Source organism: Sphingopyxis sp. SE2 (assembly GCF_032227185.1).
Taxonomy (GTDB): Bacteria; Pseudomonadota; Alphaproteobacteria; order Sphingomonadales; family Sphingomonadaceae; genus Sphingopyxis.
Genome location: NZ_JAPMXW010000001.1, coordinates 1,417,594 through 1,433,189 on the forward strand (window position 1 = coordinate 1,417,594; position 15,596 = coordinate 1,433,189).

The following is a 15,596-nucleotide window of genomic DNA, read 5'->3' on the forward strand; positions in this document are numbered from 1 at the left end:
CGGCGCCGGAAGCCTAAACGGCCCTTTATCGGTGCGCAATCCCGGGCGGCGAGGATTTCCGATTAGGGTGGAAAGCGGACGTCCAAATGTTACCAGCGTGCATGGCCATCTTGCACAAATCCGCCGCCTCGCTTGGGTTCTACGGCGATGATCTTGATCCAACCGAGATAACCGATCTGCTAGGCGGTGAACCATCAGTAGGTGTTCGAAAAGGCGGGACTTGGCTTACTTCCTTGGGTGCCGAGAAGGTTGCTCGCACCGGGTCATGGCGATTGAAAGCGCACCCCCATGAACCCGCAAATCTGGATTTCCAGATAAGCTGGCTGTTGAACGGCCTGACGAAGGACCTTGGTCCATGGCGATCATTATCAAAACGCTATCGAGGCAGGATTTTCTGCGGTTTGTTCCTAGCGAGCGGGAACGAAGGCCTCACCCTCCAACCTGAAACCCTTGTTTGCGTTGGTGAACGGGGTCTGCTTATTGATCTCGATATCTACGGGCAAGATGTCCCTGATTGAACGGCAGCAACCGGTCGAAAGCGGACGCCGTCCCGCAAAAGGTGCATCTGTCAGAACGTCGTCCGAACACCGACCCACAGCGTGCGCGGGATCGCGCGCTCGACGATGCCCGACGAGGAAATCGCCGCCGGCACCAGCTCGTCGAACAGATTCTCGCCGCGCGCCTCGATGCTGACCGCGTCGCTGAACCGCCACGACAGCCCGGCGTCGAGCGTCAGTGCGTCGCCCAGCGTAAGCAAGCCAAGGTCATCCTCATTCTGCTCGCCGATATAGCGCAGCGTCGCGAAGCCGCCCAATGGCCCCTGCGCATGGCTGCGCAGCGAGACGCTGCCGCCATGCTCTGCGATCTGCGCAGGGCGGCGGCCGTCGAGCGTCGCCGCGCCCCCCGACGCATCGACCTCGGCGTCGGTAAAGGCATAGGTCGCACGCAGCGTCGCGGGCCCGATCCGCTGCTCGGCCGCCACCTCGACGCCCTTGCTGTCGATCGCGTCGAGATTCTGCCGCTGGTTGAGGTTCGGCGCGAGCGTCACATTGGCGATCGCGTTCGTGAGCCGGTTGGCGAAGAGCGTCGCCGACAATTTCGTGCCGCCGCTTTCCCAGTCGGCGCCGACCTCGCCGCCCCACAGCCGCTCGGGCTTCAGCATCTCGTTCGCCATCGTCGTCTCGGCGCCGACGCGGAACGGGCGGTAAAGCTCGTTGAGCGTCGGCAGGCGCCAGCCGCGATAGGCGGCGGCGCGCAGCGAAACCGAATCGGAGGTCCAGCGCACGCCCGCGCGCCCGCTGCCTTCCCACCCCCGCCGCGCGGCAAAGCGGAGGTCGGTGATGACCGGCCCGCCGCCGCGATTGCGCTCGAGCCGATAGCCGGTGCCGAGCCACCAGCGATCGACACGCCCGCTCAGCGTCCAAAGGAAGCCGTCGCTTGCATCACCCGACGTCCATTCAGCGAAGGCCCCGACGGTATCGCTGCTGCCCCCGGCCGTGCGGTGGCGGCCGGGAATGCCGTCCGTGAAGAAGAAATCCTCCTCGGTCCGGCCGACGGTGCGGCGCCAGTCGGCGCCGACGCGGAGCGGATTGGCCCCGCCGATCGCGGGACGCAGTTCGAAGCGACCGCCGATACCGGTCGCAGGGATGCGCTGGAACAAGACGGGGTTCGCGCTGTCGCGCCCCGCCGCGACGCTCGCGAAGCCGCTCTCGAAATCGCGGAGTTGGATATAGCCGAGCGCGAGCCATTGGGTTGCGCCCACTGGGTCATGGACGAAACGCACGCTGGCATCGACGCCGTCGGTCTTGCTCGTCGTGAAATCGACCCCGCGGTCGCGCCGGTCGGAGAAGCCGCGGACGCTTGCTTCGATCCGGCTGCTGTCGCCCGCGTCGAAGCGCAGGCGAAGCCCTAGCCCGCCCTGTTCATACGGCGCCGCGCGGTCGGCCGCGCCGCGCTGGCCCTTAGCGACGGGGATGAATCCGTCGCCGCGGCTGTAGCGCCCATCGATCGCGACCTGCCCGCCGCCGATCTGACCGCCCACCGACGCCGACGCATCCCATCCGTCGCGGCTGCCATAAGCCAGGCTCGCCTCGGCGCCGTCGGTCATCGTCGAATGGAGGCCGATCGTCCCCGCAAGTGCGCCCGGCCCGTCGGCACCGCCGCCCCCGCCGCGCGTCACGACGATGCCGCCGAGGTTGATCGCGTCATAGGCGCCCCACGCGACCCAGCCGCCGAACGGGTCGGCCTGCGGCACCCCGTCGAGCGTTACCAGCGCGCGGCTCGACGCGTTGCCGCCGAGTCCGCGCAGCGTCACGCCCTGGCTTGTCGGATGTGCGCTGCGGCCGTCCGAGCGGCGGAACTGAACGATGCCCGCTTCGTCGCGCAGGCGGTTCTCGATGCGCGAGCCAAGGCCTGGATCGATATCCGCGATCAGCGATACGCTCTGAACGGCATTTCCTGCGCCGGGTCGAAGCATGCCACCGGCGGTGACAACGATCCACTCATCCCAATTCGCCGGCTTTGGCGCCTCAACAAGCGGATCGAGATAAACGGGGTCATTGACATCCTGCCCCATCGCCGCCACCGGCATGACCAGCAGCGCGGCTCCCGTCAGCAGCCGGATCACGCGGGCTTGACCGCGTCGGGATGCGCCTTCTGGAACGCTTCCAACTCCATGCACGCCGCATCGATCGCCACCAGCCGCGGATAATCGCCCAGCGGGGTCTCGAAACGCCGCGCATTATACATCTGCGGGACGAGGCAGCAGTCGGCGATCCCCGGCGTGTCGCCGCCGAGGAAGCGCCCCTCGCCGGCCATCGCTTCGAGCGCATCGAAGCCTTGCACGATCCAGTGGCGATACCAGCGGTCCTTGGTCTGCTCGTTGAGCCCGAGGTCGCGCTTCAGATATTTGAGCACGCGGAGGTTGTTGAGCGGATGGATGTCGCTCGCGATCACCTGCGCGCGCGCCAGCGCGACCGCGCGCGGCATCGCCTCTTCGGGAATCAGCCGCGGTTCGGGAAAGGCGCGGTCGAGCCAGTCGATGATCGCCATGCTCTGGATGATCGGTTCGCCATCGACGACGAGCATCGGGACGAAACCCTGGGCATTCTGTTCGAGAAAGGCGTCGCTACGCTGTTCGCCCGCGATCAAGCTGATTTCGACGCGGCTATAGTCGAGCCCTTTCAGGTTCAGCGCGATGCGGACGCGAAAGCTGGCCGAGGAGCGGAAATAATCGTGAAGGACGAGCTGGGTCATAAAATAGTGCGCGCCATTCTTTCCTCGTCATCCCGGCGAAGGCCGGGATCTCGCCCTTGCGTCAGCCCGGAACGGTGAGATTCCGGCCTTCGCCGGAATGACGAATATGAGGAGGCTGCGTTTCGTTCAAGGACGATCGGCCAGCGGCTTTTTATTCTTTCGGCATCTCGGCAATCCATTGCCGCAGCAGCGCCGCCCCTTCCTTGTGCACCGTCGACCGCCCGACCTCGGGCATCGCGATGCCGGGGTCGGTGCTTTCGAGCCGATAGATCAGGAAGCTGTGATCAGGATCGCCGGGCGCGATTGCGAACTCCATGCCGCCGCTGCCGCGTCCCGCCGCGGTCGGGCGCTTGCCGATGCCATAGTTGACGCCCGTCGGATCGTCGGTCCAGCGCAGGAACAGCCCGCTGTTCGACGCGCTGCCCGCCGGGTTGTGGCAATGCGCGCAATTGACGTCGAGATAGGCGCGGGCGCGGGTTTCGACGCTCCCGGCCTTGGGATCGTCCCATTGCGGCATAACCGGTTTCAGCGCGGCCGGATTTTCGAAATAAAGGCCCCGCACCTTCTCCGAGACCGCGGGGTCGAGGATGAAATTCCGCGCCTTCGGCCCGATCGGCACGATCGCCCCGTTCAGGCTGTGGCATTCCTTGCACTGGTTCTTGTTCGGCACCGCATAGCGGATGCTGTGCGTTTCGCCATCGGGGCTCTTGAACGTCACCGGCACGCGGCGCCCGCCGAGCGCGAGCGTCGCATCCTTGCCATCGGCATCCCAGATATAGGGCAGCGCCACCCAGCCCGCCGCGCGGTGGATGAGCAGCCGCGTCTCGACCGCGCGCCCGCCGTTGACGTCCGCCCAGCCGAAGCTTTTGACGAGCACCGTCCCGACCGGAAATTCGACCGACCCGTCGGCTGCGACCTTCGCCTTCTTCGCCGCGGGGATCGAGATGAAACGTTGCTTGTCGGTATAGTCGCTGAACAGCGGCGCGCGCAGCGTATAGCCGACGCCGGTCGCGGGCTGTCCGGGGTCGTTGCCGCGAAACAGGCCGAACGCCGAAAGCTTCGGCGGCATCGCGTCGCTCTCGACGAGCGCCTGATCGACGCCGGGCAGCGAACCCGCCGCTCCCCCGCTCGCGCATAGCAGCGCCGCGGCCAGCGCGGCGAAAACGCGTTTCACTTGACCTTCGCCTCCATGCTTTCGGGCAGCGTGATCGCCGGCAGCGCGGCGGGCGGCGCGCCCTTCGACAGGTCGGCCGGCGCGGGCTTCGCCTCGCTCTGCGGCGTTTTCACATCGGGCAGGTTCAGCGACAGCACCCCGACCGGATCGAGCACGATCGCATCGCCCGCGCCGTCCCACAAAATCGGCGGAATGCCGCCGCCCATCGCCGCCGCGATCTGATCGCCGCCGGGGAATTGGGGCGCATAGCCCGCCTTGCCATGCTGGTTGCCGCGCACGACGATTGCGCGGGGCAGCGGCTGATATTTGGGATCCTTATGTTCGTAGCGATAACCGACGATCATCACATTGGCGGTGCCGTTCTGGTCGAAGACATTGTCGAAAATCTCGACATTGCGGTTCGCCATCACGAGCACGCCGGTGCCCGTCGGCACGCTCGCGACGATATTGCCCTTCGGCGCGAAATTGGGCGTGCTGTTGTCGTTCACGACATTTTCGAAAACGCGGACATTATGCCCGCCCTGCATCGGCAGGCTCGGCAGGTCGAACACCAGGATTCCGCCGGTATTCTTCGTCGCGACATTGTCGTGAACGTCGGCGTCATAGCTGTTCTCAATCTCGATCCCCGCGACATTTTCGGTCGCGACCGAATCGCGGACGACGATATTTTTCGACTGGCCGACATAGATGCCCGCATCCGACGCCCCGCGCACATAGGCGCTGTCGATCAGTACGTCGGTGCTTTCGACGGGGTAGATGCCATAGGCGCCGTTGGTCGCCTTCGGCCCCGCGGTCCATTCGACGCGCAGCTTGTGATAGACGATGCGGTCGGCGCCCTTCGACTTGATCCCGTCGCCCTTCGTATTGAGCACCGCGAATTCGGTGAGCAGCACATCGTCCGAGGTGACGAGCAGCCCCTCGCCCGCGCCCTGCTGCCCGGTGAAGTCGAGGATCGAGCCGCCCTCGCCCGCCCCGGCACCGCGCAGCGTGACGTTCGCGACGTCGAGCGACAGCCCGTCGGTCAGCGTCCACGTGCCCGCGCCCAGTTGCACGGTGTCGCCCGGTTCGGCGAGGATCAGCGCCTCCTGCAGCTTTTCATTGGCGTCGGGCGTTGTCGCACTGACGCTGATGACTTTCGCCGCCGCCGGCTGGGCGGCAAGCGCCGCCACGATGCAAAGCGTCGCCGCGTGGTGGCTGAGGCCATGGAATCGCATATGTCTCTCCCCTGATTTTTACGGGAGCATGGTGCAAGACTTGACGGAAGCCAAGCGATGTTGCTGACATATGTGTAGCTAACCGGGGAGAGGTCGCTTGATTCACAGATTTGGACTGGCGCTTGTCGCCTTCATTGCCGTGCCGTCGATCGCGGCGGCGCCCGCATCGCTGGCGGGCCGCTGGAAAACCGACGACGGCAAGGGCATCGTCGCGATGGCGAAGTGCGGCGCCAAAATGTGCGGCCGCATCGCCGAGCTTTTGATCAAGGAACCCGCCGGCGGCCAGCGCGACGACCGCAACCCGGACAAGGCGAAACGCGGTCGCATGGTCGAGGGTCTGCAAATCTATTGGGATCTCGTCCCGCACGGCGATGGCTGGAAAGGCGAAGGCTATAGCCCCGAGGACGGCCGCTATTACAACGCCCACCTGCGCGTGAAGGGCAACAAGCTGACGATGAAGGGCTGCGTGTCGGTGTTCTGCCGCACGGTCACCTGGACGCGGGTGGGGTAACACAATCCTCCCTGTCGCGAAGCGATGGGGAGGTGGCAGCGCCCTTCGACTGCCTTGCAGGCGCTCAGGATAAACTGCACCCTTTGGCGCAGCGCTGACGGAGGCTACGGCACGAGGTCCCCGCCTCTCCACCATCCGCCCGCGGAGGTTCTGCTCCTCTCCCATGGTTATCGCCACGGGAGGATATTTCGTCACCCCTCGCCCAAAATCCAGTCGACGCCCGCCGCGACATGGATGCGCGTCGTGTCGTAGATCGGCAGGACATTGGCGTCGGTGTCGACGAGCATCACCAATTCGGTACAGGCGAGCACGACCGCCTGGATATCCTGCTTCGCAATGTCGGTGATGAAGGTCTTCATCGTCCGGCGCGAGCTTTCGTTCGCCTTGCCGAGCATCAGCTCTTCGTAAATGATCCGGTCGATTTCGTCGGCGCGGCTCGCGTCATAGGGCGCGAGCGTCAGCCCGTGACGCACAAGGCGCTGGCGGAACCAGGGTTCGGTCATCACATTGCGCGTGCCGATCACCGCGGCCGCCTTGATCCCGTCGGCCTTCATCTTCTCGCCGGTCTCGTCGACGATATGGAGCAAGGGGATCGAGATCGCCGCCGCGACATCCTCGGCGACCTTGTGCATCGAATTGGCCGCGATCATCAGCGCGGTCGCGCCCGCCGCTTCGAGCCGCTGAGCCGAGGCGATCAGCACCTCCTTCGCATGCGTCCATTGCTCCGCCGTCGTGATCCGCGACAGCTCGCAATAGTTGAGGCTCTCCATCAGGATCGGCGCCGAACAGGCGGTACCAAGGCGCTTTTGCACCCCCTTGTTGAGATGGCGGTAATAGAGCTCGGTCGACGCCCAGCTCATCCCCCCGATCAGGCCGATTTTGCGCATAAGATTCCCTGTCTCAAAAACACGTCGCCCCCGCGAAGGCGGGGGCCGCTGTCGAGGTAGCGCGAGGCTGCCAGCGGCCCCTGCCTTCGCAGGGGCGACGATTCTTGTCTAGTGCCCGCTGCCGCTCAGCGCCTTGACGATATCGTCGGCCATCTTCTTGGCGTCGCCGAGCAGCATCATCGTCTGGTCCATATAAAAGACGTCGTTGTCGACGCCAGCATAGCCCACGCCGCCCATCGAACGCTTCACGAACAGCACGGTCTTGGCGTTGGCGACGTCGAGGATCGGCATGCCATAGATCGGCGACGTCTTGTCGGTCTTTGCCGCCGGGTTGGTCACGTCGTTCGCGCCGATGACGAAAGCGACGTCGGCCTGTGCAAATTCGCCGTTGATGTCCTCGAGCTCGAACACCTCGTCATAGGGCACATTGGCCTCGGCGAGCAGGACGTTCATATGGCCCGGCATGCGCCCCGCGACCGGGTGGATCGCATATTTGACGTTGACGCCTTCCTTCTTGAGCTGATCGGCCATTTCGCGCAGCGCATGCTGCGCCTGCGCGACCGCCATGCCGTAACCGGGGACGATGATGACATTTTCGGCCTGGCTCATCAGGAAGGCGGCGTCGTCGGCGCTGCCCGGCTTCCACGGGCGCTGTTCCTTGGTGCCGCCCGCACCCGCCGCGGCATCGTCGCCGCCGAAGCCGCCGGCGATCACGCTGATGAAGCTGCGGTTCATCGCGCGGCACATGATGTACGAAAGGATCGCACCCGACGAGCCGACAAGCGCACCCGTGATGATCATCGCGGTGTTGCCGAGCGTGAAGCCCATCGCCGCCGCGGCCCAGCCCGAATAGCTGTTGAGCATCGACACGACGACCGGCATGTCGGCGCCGCCGATCGGGATGATCAGCAGGAAGCCGATCAGGAAGCTGAGGCCCGTGACGGTCCAGAACACCCACGGCGACTGATCGAAGGTGAAATAGGCGACGAGGCCGATGATCGCGGCAAGCGTGCCGAGATTGATGACGTGCCGCCCCGGCAGCATGATCGGCGCGCCCGACATATTGCCGTTGAGCTTCAGGAAGGCGATGACCGATCCCGAGAAGGTGATCGCGCCGATCGCGATGCCAAGCCCCATTTCGACGCGGCTGACGGTGAATATCTGCCCCGCGGCATCGGCGATCCCGAATGCCTGCGGGTTGAGATAGGCGGCGGCTGCCACCGCGACGGCGGCGAGACCGACGAGGCTGTGGAACGCCGCGACGAGCTGCGGCATCGCGGTCATCGCGATCTTGCGCGCCATGACGATGCCGATCACGGCGCCGATACCGATCGCCACGAGAATCTCGACCAGACCGATTGAGTCGACGCCGCCGTCAACCGTAACCGGCGCATGCGTCAGCAGCGTCGTGACGACCGCGATGGTCATGCCCGCCATGCCATAGCGGTTGCCGCGGCGCGACGAGGCCGGCGACGACAGGCCGCGCAGCGCGAGGATGAAGAGGATGCCCGAAACGAGATAGGCGATGGCGGCCCAGGGGTTCACGGCGCCGTGGCCGCCGGCTGCGGCGGCAAGGATCGGCTGAAAGTCCATCTCAGCGTTCCTTCTTCTTGTACATCGCCAGCATGCGTTCGGTGACCGCGAAGCCGCCGAAGATGTTGATGCTCGCCATCACGACGGCGGCGAGCCCGAGCCATTTCGACGAGGCCGAACCCGCCGCGGCGCTCGCGATCAGGGCGCCGACGATGATGACCGACGAGATGGCGTTGGTGACGCTCATCAGCGGCGTGTGCAGCGCCGGGGTCACCGACCAGACGACGAAATAGCCGACGAAGCACGCCAGTACGAAAATCGAAAAAATCGCGATAAAATCCACGGGCTCGCTCCCCTGCTGATTCCGTTTCGCGCACCTCTTGCCGTGGCGGCGCCAGCCTGTCGACTCCAAAGCGGACAAAAAGAGGCGCCCGCATTTCCCAAGGCGAGAAATGCGGGCGCTTTTAGACATAAAATATCGTGTCGCCGGGCTCTCGGCGATATTTTTACATGCCAGGCACCAGCACCGCATCGACAATATGGACGACGCCGTTCGACTGGTCGAGATCGGCGCCGGTCACCGTCGCCTTGTTGCCGCTGCTGCTCGTCAGCAGGATCGCGTTGCCGCTTTTCGTCACGGTCAGATCCTGCCCGCCCGCGGTCTTGAGTAACGCTTTGCCGCCACCTGCGTCGATCTTCGCCGCGAGATCGGCGGCGGTCAGCTTGCCCGGGACGATATGATGGTTGAGTACGCCCGCCAGCACCGCCTGCTGCGCCGGGCGCATCCAGCCGTCGCGCGTCACCGGCGGGACCTGCGTGAAGCCTGCGTCGGTTGGCGCGAAGATCGTGAACGGCCCCGCACCCGACAGCGTCGCGGCGAGCCCCGCCTGCGTCAGCGCCGCCGTCAACATCCTGTGGTTCGGCGAGGCCGCAAGATTCGCGGCGATCGTGCTCGTCGCCTGCATCGCCGACGCATCGCCGCCGATCGCGGCCGACATCGCGCCTTCGCCCGCGGCCGGTTCGGCCGGCGTTTCGCCCTTGCCGCAGCCCGACAGCGCGAGCGCGGCCGCGGCGGCGACCGAAATCAGGAGGGTCTTCATATGATATCCTTCGAAAAGCCTGTCCGCAGCCCGAATCGGCCGCCGCGCGCCGGCATCAACACGCCGTTGATGACGCTCTTGTTACCGCCCGGCCGAGATTTATGACGCCGCCTCAGCGGCCGACGATCAACTGCGTCATCAGCTTGTGGATGCGCTGCGGGTCGCTCTTGCGCGAAATCTTGACCTCGAGCGGCGTCGCGGCGCCCGAAACCCACATTTTCATGTCGGCGTCGAGATCGAAGGTGCCCGCCGTCTCGAACGAAAAGCGCGTGACCGAACGCCACGGGATGCTCAGAAATTCCTTCTTCGATCCCGTCAGCCCCTGCACATCGACGAAGACGAAGCGCAGATTGGTCAGCAGCGCGGTGTCGCGAACGGTGCGGAAGGCGGCGAGCACGCGTTCGCCGTCGATCAGCCACGCCTGAAACTCGGCCTGCGCTCCGGCGACGTCGATATCCCCGGCGCTGAACAGGCCCATATTTCGCTTACCCCAGCAGCCGCTCGTTCACGACCTTGCCGCCCTGCGTCAGGCGCACGGCATTGCCGATTTCCTCGTCGAGCACCGGCCTCCCCGCTTCCTTGTCCCAGAAGGCGGAGAGGAAGTTGAACAGGTTGCGGCTGAACAGCGCGCTGGTGTCGGCGGGCATCAGCGCCGCGATATTCTTCGCGCCGATCACGGTGACGCCGTGGATCTTCTTCGCCTCGCCCGAAACCGAGCCTTCGACATTGCCGCCGCTTTCGGCCGCCATGTCGACGATCACGCTGCCCGAGCGCATCGTCGCGAGCTGCGCGTCCGAAATCAGCCGCGGCGCGGGGCGCCCCGGGATCAGCGCGGTCGTGATGACGATGTCCTGCTTGGCAATGTGCGACGACACGAGTTCGGCCTGCGCCGCCTTATATTCGTCGGACATTTCGGTGGCATAGCCGCCCGCGCCCTCGCCCTCGATCCCCGCGACGCTTTCGACGAAGATCGGCTTGGCGCCGAGACTGAGAATCTGTTCCTTGGTCGCCGCGCGCACGTCGGTCGCGCTGACCTGTGCACCGAGGCGGCGCGCGGTCGCGATCGCCTGAAGCCCCGCAACGCCGACGCCCATCACGAACGCCTTGGCGGCACTGACGGTGCCTGCGGCGGTCATCATCATCGGAAAGGCGCGGCCATAGGCGTTCGCCGCCATCAGCACCGCCTTGTAACCCGCAAGGTTCGCCTGACTCGACAATATGTCCATCGACTGCGCGCGCGTGATGCGCGGCATGAATTCCATCGCGAGCGCCTCGATCCCGAGCTTGGCATAGCCATCGACGCGTTCGCGCTCGCCGAACGGGTTGAGCCCCGCCGCGAGCCATGCCCCATCGGCAAAGCCCGACAGGCTCGCCGGATCGGGCCCCTGCACGCCGAGGATGATGTTCGCGCCCTTGAGCACATCGACGCGGCTGCCGACGCTCGCGCCCGCGGCGCTATAGTCGGCATCGGCGATCGAGGCCTCAACGCCCGCCCCCGACTCGATGGCAACTTCGGCGCCCAGACCGATGAATTTCTTCACGGTTTCGGGGGTCGCGGCGACGCGGGTCTCGCCGGCGGCGAGCTCCTTCAATACGGCGATGCGCATGCCGGCCGGATCAGGAGGCGATGAGGAGGACGACGACGAGCGTGACCACCGCGGTGATGATCGACCCGACTTTCAGCAGGCTGAGGAAACCCGAATAGGTTTCGTTCGCTGCCTTCATTTCCTGCTGTGCCATCGCTTTTCCCCTATTACGCCTGTTTGCTGTGCGCAAACGCACAGCGCAGCGCCCAGAATCGGTTATCGCGCCGGTCTTAGCCACGCGCCCCGCGATGCTCAAGTGCGGGTTTGGCACCATTATAAGCGTGTGGCAAAAGAGGATTGGCCTTAATCGCCCTTTTACCCCTATCGGATAGATATGCGTCCCACAGCAGAACATACCCGTAGCAATGTCGGTTCAGGGGGCAGATTCGAAACGATGACGAACACGCGCGACACGCGAATGGTGATGATCGTCGACAGCGAACCTGCCCAGCAGCGTTTCCTGTCGGCCCTGGCGTCGCGCGGCGGCTGGCGCAGCATCGTCGCGCCCGACACCGACACCGCGCTCGCCAAGCTCGGCACGCAGGAAGGCATGGCGCTCGACGCGGTGCTCGTCGATCAGGGCGCGCCGGGCATGGACATCGCCGAATTCGTCGCCGAGCTGCGCCGCTGGCGCCCCGCGCTGCCGCTCGTCGTCATCACGATGCGCAACGGGGTCGAGGTCGCGGTCGGCGCGATGCGCGCCGGGGCGAGCGACTTCGTCCAGAAACCGATCGCGCCCGACCGGCTGCTCGAAGCGCTCGACCGCGTCGTGTCGACCGGCGGTCCGCAGGGCGAACTGCGCCCGCTCACCGAAAAGCTTCGTGCTCCATTGGCTTTCGAGGAAATCATCGGGTCGAGCCCCAATTTCCGCAGCGCGCTCGCGATCGCCGCGAAGGCCGCGCGCGCACGCGTGCCGGTGATGATCAACGGCAAGCCCGGCACCGGCAAGGAAGTCTTTGCGCGCGCGATCCATAGCGCCAGCCCGCGCGCCCGCGGCCAGCTTGTCATGGTCGATTGCTCGGCGGTGTCGCCGGGCCTGATCGGATCGGGACTGTTCGGCCACGAACGCGGTGCCTTTCCGGGCGCGTTCGACCGTCAGGTCGGCCGGCTCGTGCAGGCCGACGGCGGCAGCATCATCATCGACCATGTCGAGTGCATCCCGCTCGAAACGCAGGCGAAGCTCGTCGAATTCCTGAACTCGGGCGAGGTGCAGATGATCGGCGGTTCGATCCGCCAGAGCGTCGACGTCCGCATCATCGCGACGAGCGCCAGCCCGCTCGACAAGCTGATCGAGGCGGGCCATTTTCGCGAAGACCTCTTCTACGCGCTGTCGAGCGCGCAGCTCACCCTGCCCTCGCTTTCGGAGCGCCGCGGCGACGTCGGCCCGCTCGCGCGTCACCTGCTCGCGCGCATCGGCGGCCTGCCCGGCATGGGACCGATCGGCGTCACCGACGACGCGCTGCGCCTGCTCGCCGCCTATGCCTGGCCGGGCAATGTCCGCCAGTTGCAGGACGTGCTGTTCCGCGCCGCGGTCGAGAGCAAGACCGGCGTGCTCACCAGCGCCGATTTCCGCGCTATCGAAGCGGCGCTCGGCGGCGTCAGCAACGACGGCGACGTCGTGATCAACGGCGAGGCGATCGGCGTCACCCTCTATCTGCCCGACGGCAATTTGCGTCCGCTGGAGGAGATCGAAGCCGACGTCATTCGCCTTGCGATCGGCCATTATCGCGGCCGGATGAGCGAAGTCGCCCGGCGCCTCGGCATCGGCCGCTCGACGCTGTATCGCAAGCTCAGCGATCTGGGGATCGATACCGCGGCCTGATAGCTTTCTCGTCGTCATCCCGGCGAAGGCCGGGATCTCGCCGGTGCGTTTCTACGATAAGTCGAGATCCCGGCCTTCGCCGGGATGACAAACTTGGGGTCAGGCCGTCAGCGCCGCGTCGCGTAGCCCGCGCCACACGCGCAGCGCCTGCCGGTTCTCGGCGATGTCGTGGACGCGCAGCAACTGCGCGCCGTGCGCCGCCGCCTGATAGTGCAGCGCCACCGTACCGCCGAGCCGCTGGTCGGCGGGCGCCTCATTGTCCAGCGCGCCGATCATCCGCTTGCGGCTCGCGCCGAACAGGATCGGGCAGCCGAGCGTATGAAACAGCGCGAGGCCGTTCACCAGCGTCAGATTTTCGCCGACCCCCTTGCCGAAACCGAGGCCCGGATCGACGATGATCTTCGCGCGGCCGATCCCCGCCGCGACGCACGCCGCGACGCGCTCGGCGAGCATGTCGTAGACGTCGAACAGGACGTGCGCATAAGTCCCGTCCGCGTGCGGATCGCTCTTCGCCGACGGCGCGTGCATCAGCACCACCGGGCAGCCGGCCTGCACCACGACCTCCATCGCGCGGTCGTCGTAGCGCAGCGCCGAAATATCGTTGACGAGGTGCGCCCCGGCGGCGAGCGCCGCCTCCATCACCGCGGCCTTGCGTGTGTCGATCGATACCGCGACGCCGCCTTTCGCCAGCGCGGCAACGACGCCCTCGATGCGCGCGATCTCGTCGCCTTCCCAGATCAGCGGCGCGCCCGGCCGCGTCGATTCGCCGCCGACGTCGACGATCGCCGCGCCCGCGGCGCCCATCGCAAAGCCCGCTTCGGCCGCAGCGGCGGCATCGACATGCTTGCCGCCATCGGAGAAGCTGTCGGGGGTGACGTTCAAAATGCCCATCAGCTGTGGCTCGCCCAGCCGGACGGTCCGTTCACCGAGCTGGAGATTGCCCCGCGGGCGCGCCACGCCGGCGCGCTGTGCTTTCGCCGCCTCGGCGAGCCGGTCGGGCATCGCCGCGATCCAGCCGTCGAGTTCGGCGACGGGGACGACCGCCGATTTCACCGCGCCATCGTCGCGCAGGCTGACATGCCACGCCGCGAACCAGACCATCGTGTCGGCGATGCGCAGGCAATGCTCGTCCAGCTCGTGCGGGCGGTCGACGAAGCAGGTGGGGCGGAGATAGACGCGCGCGTCCTCCCATGTCTTGCCGAGATCGGGCTTGGTGAGTGGCTGAAACATGCCCGTTCCCTCAATCCGTCACCCCCGCGAAGGCTGGGGCCGTTGGCAACCTTGTGCAACACCAATAGGGTCTCCCCGCCTTCGCGGGGGCGACGCCTATTAAGCCTCGTTGGCGAGCAGCCAGTCCTGCCGCACCGCGTCGATCACCCGCAGTTCCTTGCCGGTATCGATATGCCAGAAGGTCCAGCCGTTGCAGCTCGGCGCGCCCTGCACCCCCGCGCCGACCTTGTGGATCGATCCCGGCGCCTGACCCTCGCAATCGAGGCTGCCATCGACGCGCACCTTCGCTTTCCAGCGGCGCCTGGTATCGGTCAGCAGCGTTCCCGGCGCGATCATCCCGCATTCGACGAGCGTGCCGAACGCAACGCGCGTCGCGGCTTTCGGCGCCATCATCGTCCTTACCGCGCTCTCGTCGAGCGGCAGCGCCATTTCGATGCGCTCGTTCGCCGCGGCGATATAGTCATCCTCGCGCTCGATGCCGATGAAATGGCGGCCGAGGCGCTTCGCGACCGCGCCCGTCGTGCCGGTGCCGAAGAAGGGATCGAGCACCACGTCGCCGGGGTTCGAACAGGCGAGCAGGATGCGATAGAGCAAGGCTTCGGGCTTCTGTGTCGGATGCACCTTGGTGCCGCCCTTCTTGAGCCGCTCCTGACCACCGCAGATCGGGATCAGCCAGTCCGAACGCATCTGCAATTCGTCGTTCAGCGTCTTCATCGCGCGATAGTTGAAGGTATAGCGCGACTTCTCGCCCATCGACGCCCAGATCAAAGTCTCGTGTGCGTTGGTGAAGCGCGTGCCCTTGAAATTGGGCATCGGGTTCGCCTTGCGCCACACGATGTCGTTGAGGATCCAGTAGCCATTGTCCTGCAGCGCGGTGCCGACGCGGAAGATATTGTGATAGCTGCCGATCACCCAGATGCTGCCATTGGGCTTCAGGATGCGCTTCGCTTCCTTGAGCCAGGCGTGGGTGAAGCGGTCGTAAGTGGCGAGGCTGTCGAACTTGTCCCAATCGTCGTCGACCGCGTCGACCTGACTGCCGTCGGGACGCAGCAGATCGCCGCCGAGCTGGAGATTATAGGGCGGATCGGCGAAGATCATATCGACCGACGCTGCGGGAAGGCTGCGCATCATCTCGACGCAATCGCCCTGCAAAATGCTGTCGAGCGGCAGGTCCGCGGGGTCGACCTTCGGCGTCCGCCGCTTCGTCGCCGGCGCCTTGACCCGTTCCATCACACCCATGTTTCGCCCCTGTCTTCGACTGAAAGAAGGCCCTGATGAGTCAGG

16 protein-coding genes are annotated in these 15,596 nt (G+C 65.9%); 3 read left to right on the forward strand and 13 right to left on the reverse strand.

Going from position 1 to position 15,596, the window contains the following annotated elements; translation table 11 throughout:
• The first annotated feature begins 101 nt into the window (after window positions 1-101).
• On the forward strand, window positions 102-518 hold the full coding sequence (locus OVY29_RS06765; RefSeq protein ID WP_081932964.1) for a DUF4279 domain-containing protein: 417 nt from the start codon (window positions 102-104) through the stop codon (window positions 516-518).
• 50 nt (window positions 519-568) lie between these two features.
• Here OVY29_RS06765 and OVY29_RS06770 read toward each other — a convergent pair whose 3' ends face one another.
• The 4 genes from OVY29_RS06770 to OVY29_RS06785 form a co-directional block, all read right to left on the reverse strand.
• Entirely contained in the window at window positions 569-2,626 is a 2,058-nt protein-coding gene (locus OVY29_RS06770) for a TonB-dependent receptor (protein WP_037553946.1), read from the reverse strand.
• Window positions 2,623-3,255 carry a maleylacetoacetate isomerase gene (gene maiA / locus OVY29_RS06775; protein ID WP_037553947.1) on the reverse strand — a complete coding sequence of 211 codons (633 nt, stop codon included), beginning with the start codon at window positions 3,253-3,255 and terminating at the stop codon, window positions 2,623-2,625. The genes OVY29_RS06770 and maiA overlap by 4 nt, the downstream gene beginning before the upstream one ends.
• Before the next feature lie 151 nt (window positions 3,256-3,406).
• Window positions 3,407-4,429: an SO2930 family diheme c-type cytochrome gene (locus OVY29_RS06780; RefSeq protein WP_037553948.1), complete on the reverse strand. Its 1,023-nt coding sequence runs from the start codon at window positions 4,427-4,429 to the stop codon at window positions 3,407-3,409.
• Window positions 4,426-5,643 (reverse strand): parallel beta-helix domain-containing protein, encoded by a 1,218-nt coding sequence (locus tag OVY29_RS06785; protein ID WP_037553949.1) that lies wholly within the window; start codon window positions 5,641-5,643, stop codon window positions 4,426-4,428. Before OVY29_RS06785 ends, OVY29_RS06780 begins: the two co-directional genes overlap by 4 nt.
• A 97-nt stretch (window positions 5,644-5,740) precedes the next feature.
• Here OVY29_RS06785 and OVY29_RS06790 point away from each other — a divergent pair, with 97 nt between their 5' ends.
• Window positions 5,741-6,154 (forward strand): DUF2147 domain-containing protein, encoded by a 414-nt coding sequence (locus tag OVY29_RS06790; protein ID WP_052182031.1) that lies wholly within the window; start codon window positions 5,741-5,743, stop codon window positions 6,152-6,154.
• Between the two features lie 191 nt (window positions 6,155-6,345).
• On the opposite strand, the gene OVY29_RS06795 is transcribed toward OVY29_RS06790, so the two are convergent.
• The 7 genes from OVY29_RS06795 to OVY29_RS06825 form a co-directional block, all read right to left on the reverse strand.
• Window positions 6,346-7,041 (reverse strand): aspartate/glutamate racemase family protein, encoded by a 696-nt coding sequence (locus OVY29_RS06795; protein ID WP_037556763.1) that lies wholly within the window; start codon window positions 7,039-7,041, stop codon window positions 6,346-6,348.
• A 108-nt stretch (window positions 7,042-7,149) separates the two neighbouring features.
• Complete coding sequence (locus OVY29_RS06800; protein WP_052182388.1) at window positions 7,150-8,634, reverse strand: NAD(P)(+) transhydrogenase (Re/Si-specific) subunit beta; 1,485 nt, start codon at window positions 8,632-8,634, stop codon at window positions 7,150-7,152.
• Window position 8,635: 1 nt separating this feature from the next.
• Entirely contained in the window at window positions 8,636-8,917 is a 282-nt protein-coding gene (locus tag OVY29_RS06805; RefSeq protein WP_037556765.1) for a proton-translocating transhydrogenase family protein, read from the reverse strand.
• 163 nt (window positions 8,918-9,080) lie between these two features.
• On the reverse strand, window positions 9,081-9,674 hold the full coding sequence (locus OVY29_RS06810; RefSeq protein ID WP_037556762.1) for a fasciclin domain-containing protein: 594 nt from the start codon (window positions 9,672-9,674) through the stop codon (window positions 9,081-9,083).
• Between the two features lie 112 nt (window positions 9,675-9,786).
• Window positions 9,787-10,152 carry a PH domain-containing protein gene (locus OVY29_RS06815; protein WP_037556760.1) on the reverse strand — a complete coding sequence of 122 codons (366 nt, stop codon included), beginning with the start codon at window positions 10,150-10,152 and terminating at the stop codon, window positions 9,787-9,789.
• Between the two features lie 7 nt (window positions 10,153-10,159).
• Window positions 10,160-11,281 carry an NAD(P) transhydrogenase subunit alpha gene (locus OVY29_RS06820; RefSeq protein ID WP_037556758.1) on the reverse strand — a complete coding sequence of 374 codons (1,122 nt, stop codon included), beginning with the start codon at window positions 11,279-11,281 and terminating at the stop codon, window positions 10,160-10,162.
• A gap of 10 nt (window positions 11,282-11,291) precedes the next feature.
• Window positions 11,292-11,414 carry a hypothetical protein gene (locus OVY29_RS06825; protein ID WP_037556756.1) on the reverse strand — a complete coding sequence of 41 codons (123 nt, stop codon included), beginning with the start codon at window positions 11,412-11,414 and terminating at the stop codon, window positions 11,292-11,294.
• 240 nt (window positions 11,415-11,654) lie between these two features.
• Here OVY29_RS06825 and OVY29_RS06830 point away from each other — a divergent pair, with 240 nt between their 5' ends.
• Window positions 11,655-13,082 carry a sigma-54-dependent transcriptional regulator gene (locus tag OVY29_RS06830; protein ID WP_037556754.1) on the forward strand — a complete coding sequence of 476 codons (1,428 nt, stop codon included), beginning with the start codon at window positions 11,655-11,657 and terminating at the stop codon, window positions 13,080-13,082.
• A gap of 99 nt (window positions 13,083-13,181) precedes the next feature.
• On the opposite strand, the gene folP is transcribed toward OVY29_RS06830, so the two are convergent.
• Together folP and OVY29_RS06840 are read right to left on the reverse strand one after the other, a co-directional pair.
• Complete coding sequence (gene folP / locus OVY29_RS06835; protein ID WP_037556752.1) at window positions 13,182-14,312, reverse strand: dihydropteroate synthase; 1,131 nt, start codon at window positions 14,310-14,312, stop codon at window positions 13,182-13,184.
• A 99-nt stretch (window positions 14,313-14,411) separates the two neighbouring features.
• Window positions 14,412-15,551, reverse strand: coding sequence for a site-specific DNA-methyltransferase (locus OVY29_RS06840; RefSeq protein ID WP_037556750.1), 1,140 nt, complete (start codon window positions 15,549-15,551; stop codon window positions 14,412-14,414).
• Window positions 15,552-15,596 lie beyond the last annotated feature (45 nt).

Bases quoted from the DNA above. Each gene is read 5' to 3' on its own strand.
- OVY29_RS06765 (WP_081932964.1), top strand. From the start codon at position 102: ATGGCCATCTTGCACAAATCCGCCGCCTCGCTTGGGTTCTACGGCGAT.
- maiA (WP_037553947.1), bottom strand. From the start codon at position 3,255: ATGACCCAGCTCGTCCTTCACGATTATTTCCGCTCCTCGGCCAGCTTT.
- OVY29_RS06785 (WP_037553949.1), bottom strand. From the start codon at position 5,643: ATGCGATTCCATGGCCTCAGCCACCACGCGGCGACGCTTTGCATCGTG.
- OVY29_RS06795 (WP_037556763.1), bottom strand. From the start codon at position 7,041: ATGCGCAAAATCGGCCTGATCGGGGGGATGAGCTGGGCGTCGACCGAG.
- OVY29_RS06800 (WP_052182388.1), bottom strand. From the start codon at position 8,634: ATGGACTTTCAGCCGATCCTTGCCGCCGCAGCCGGCGGCCACGGCGCC.
- OVY29_RS06810 (WP_037556762.1), bottom strand. From the start codon at position 9,674: ATGAAGACCCTCCTGATTTCGGTCGCCGCCGCGGCCGCGCTCGCGCTG.
- OVY29_RS06815 (WP_037556760.1), bottom strand. From the start codon at position 10,152: ATGGGCCTGTTCAGCGCCGGGGATATCGACGTCGCCGGAGCGCAGGCC.
- OVY29_RS06820 (WP_037556758.1), bottom strand. From the start codon at position 11,281: ATGCGCATCGCCGTATTGAAGGAGCTCGCCGCCGGCGAGACCCGCGTC.
- OVY29_RS06825 (WP_037556756.1), bottom strand. From the start codon at position 11,414: ATGGCACAGCAGGAAATGAAGGCAGCGAACGAAACCTATTCGGGTTTC.
- OVY29_RS06830 (WP_037556754.1), top strand. From the start codon at position 11,655: ATGACGAACACGCGCGACACGCGAATGGTGATGATCGTCGACAGCGAA.
- folP (WP_037556752.1), bottom strand. From the start codon at position 14,312: ATGTTTCAGCCACTCACCAAGCCCGATCTCGGCAAGACATGGGAGGAC.
- OVY29_RS06840 (WP_037556750.1), bottom strand. From the start codon at position 15,551: ATGGGTGTGATGGAACGGGTCAAGGCGCCGGCGACGAAGCGGCGGACG.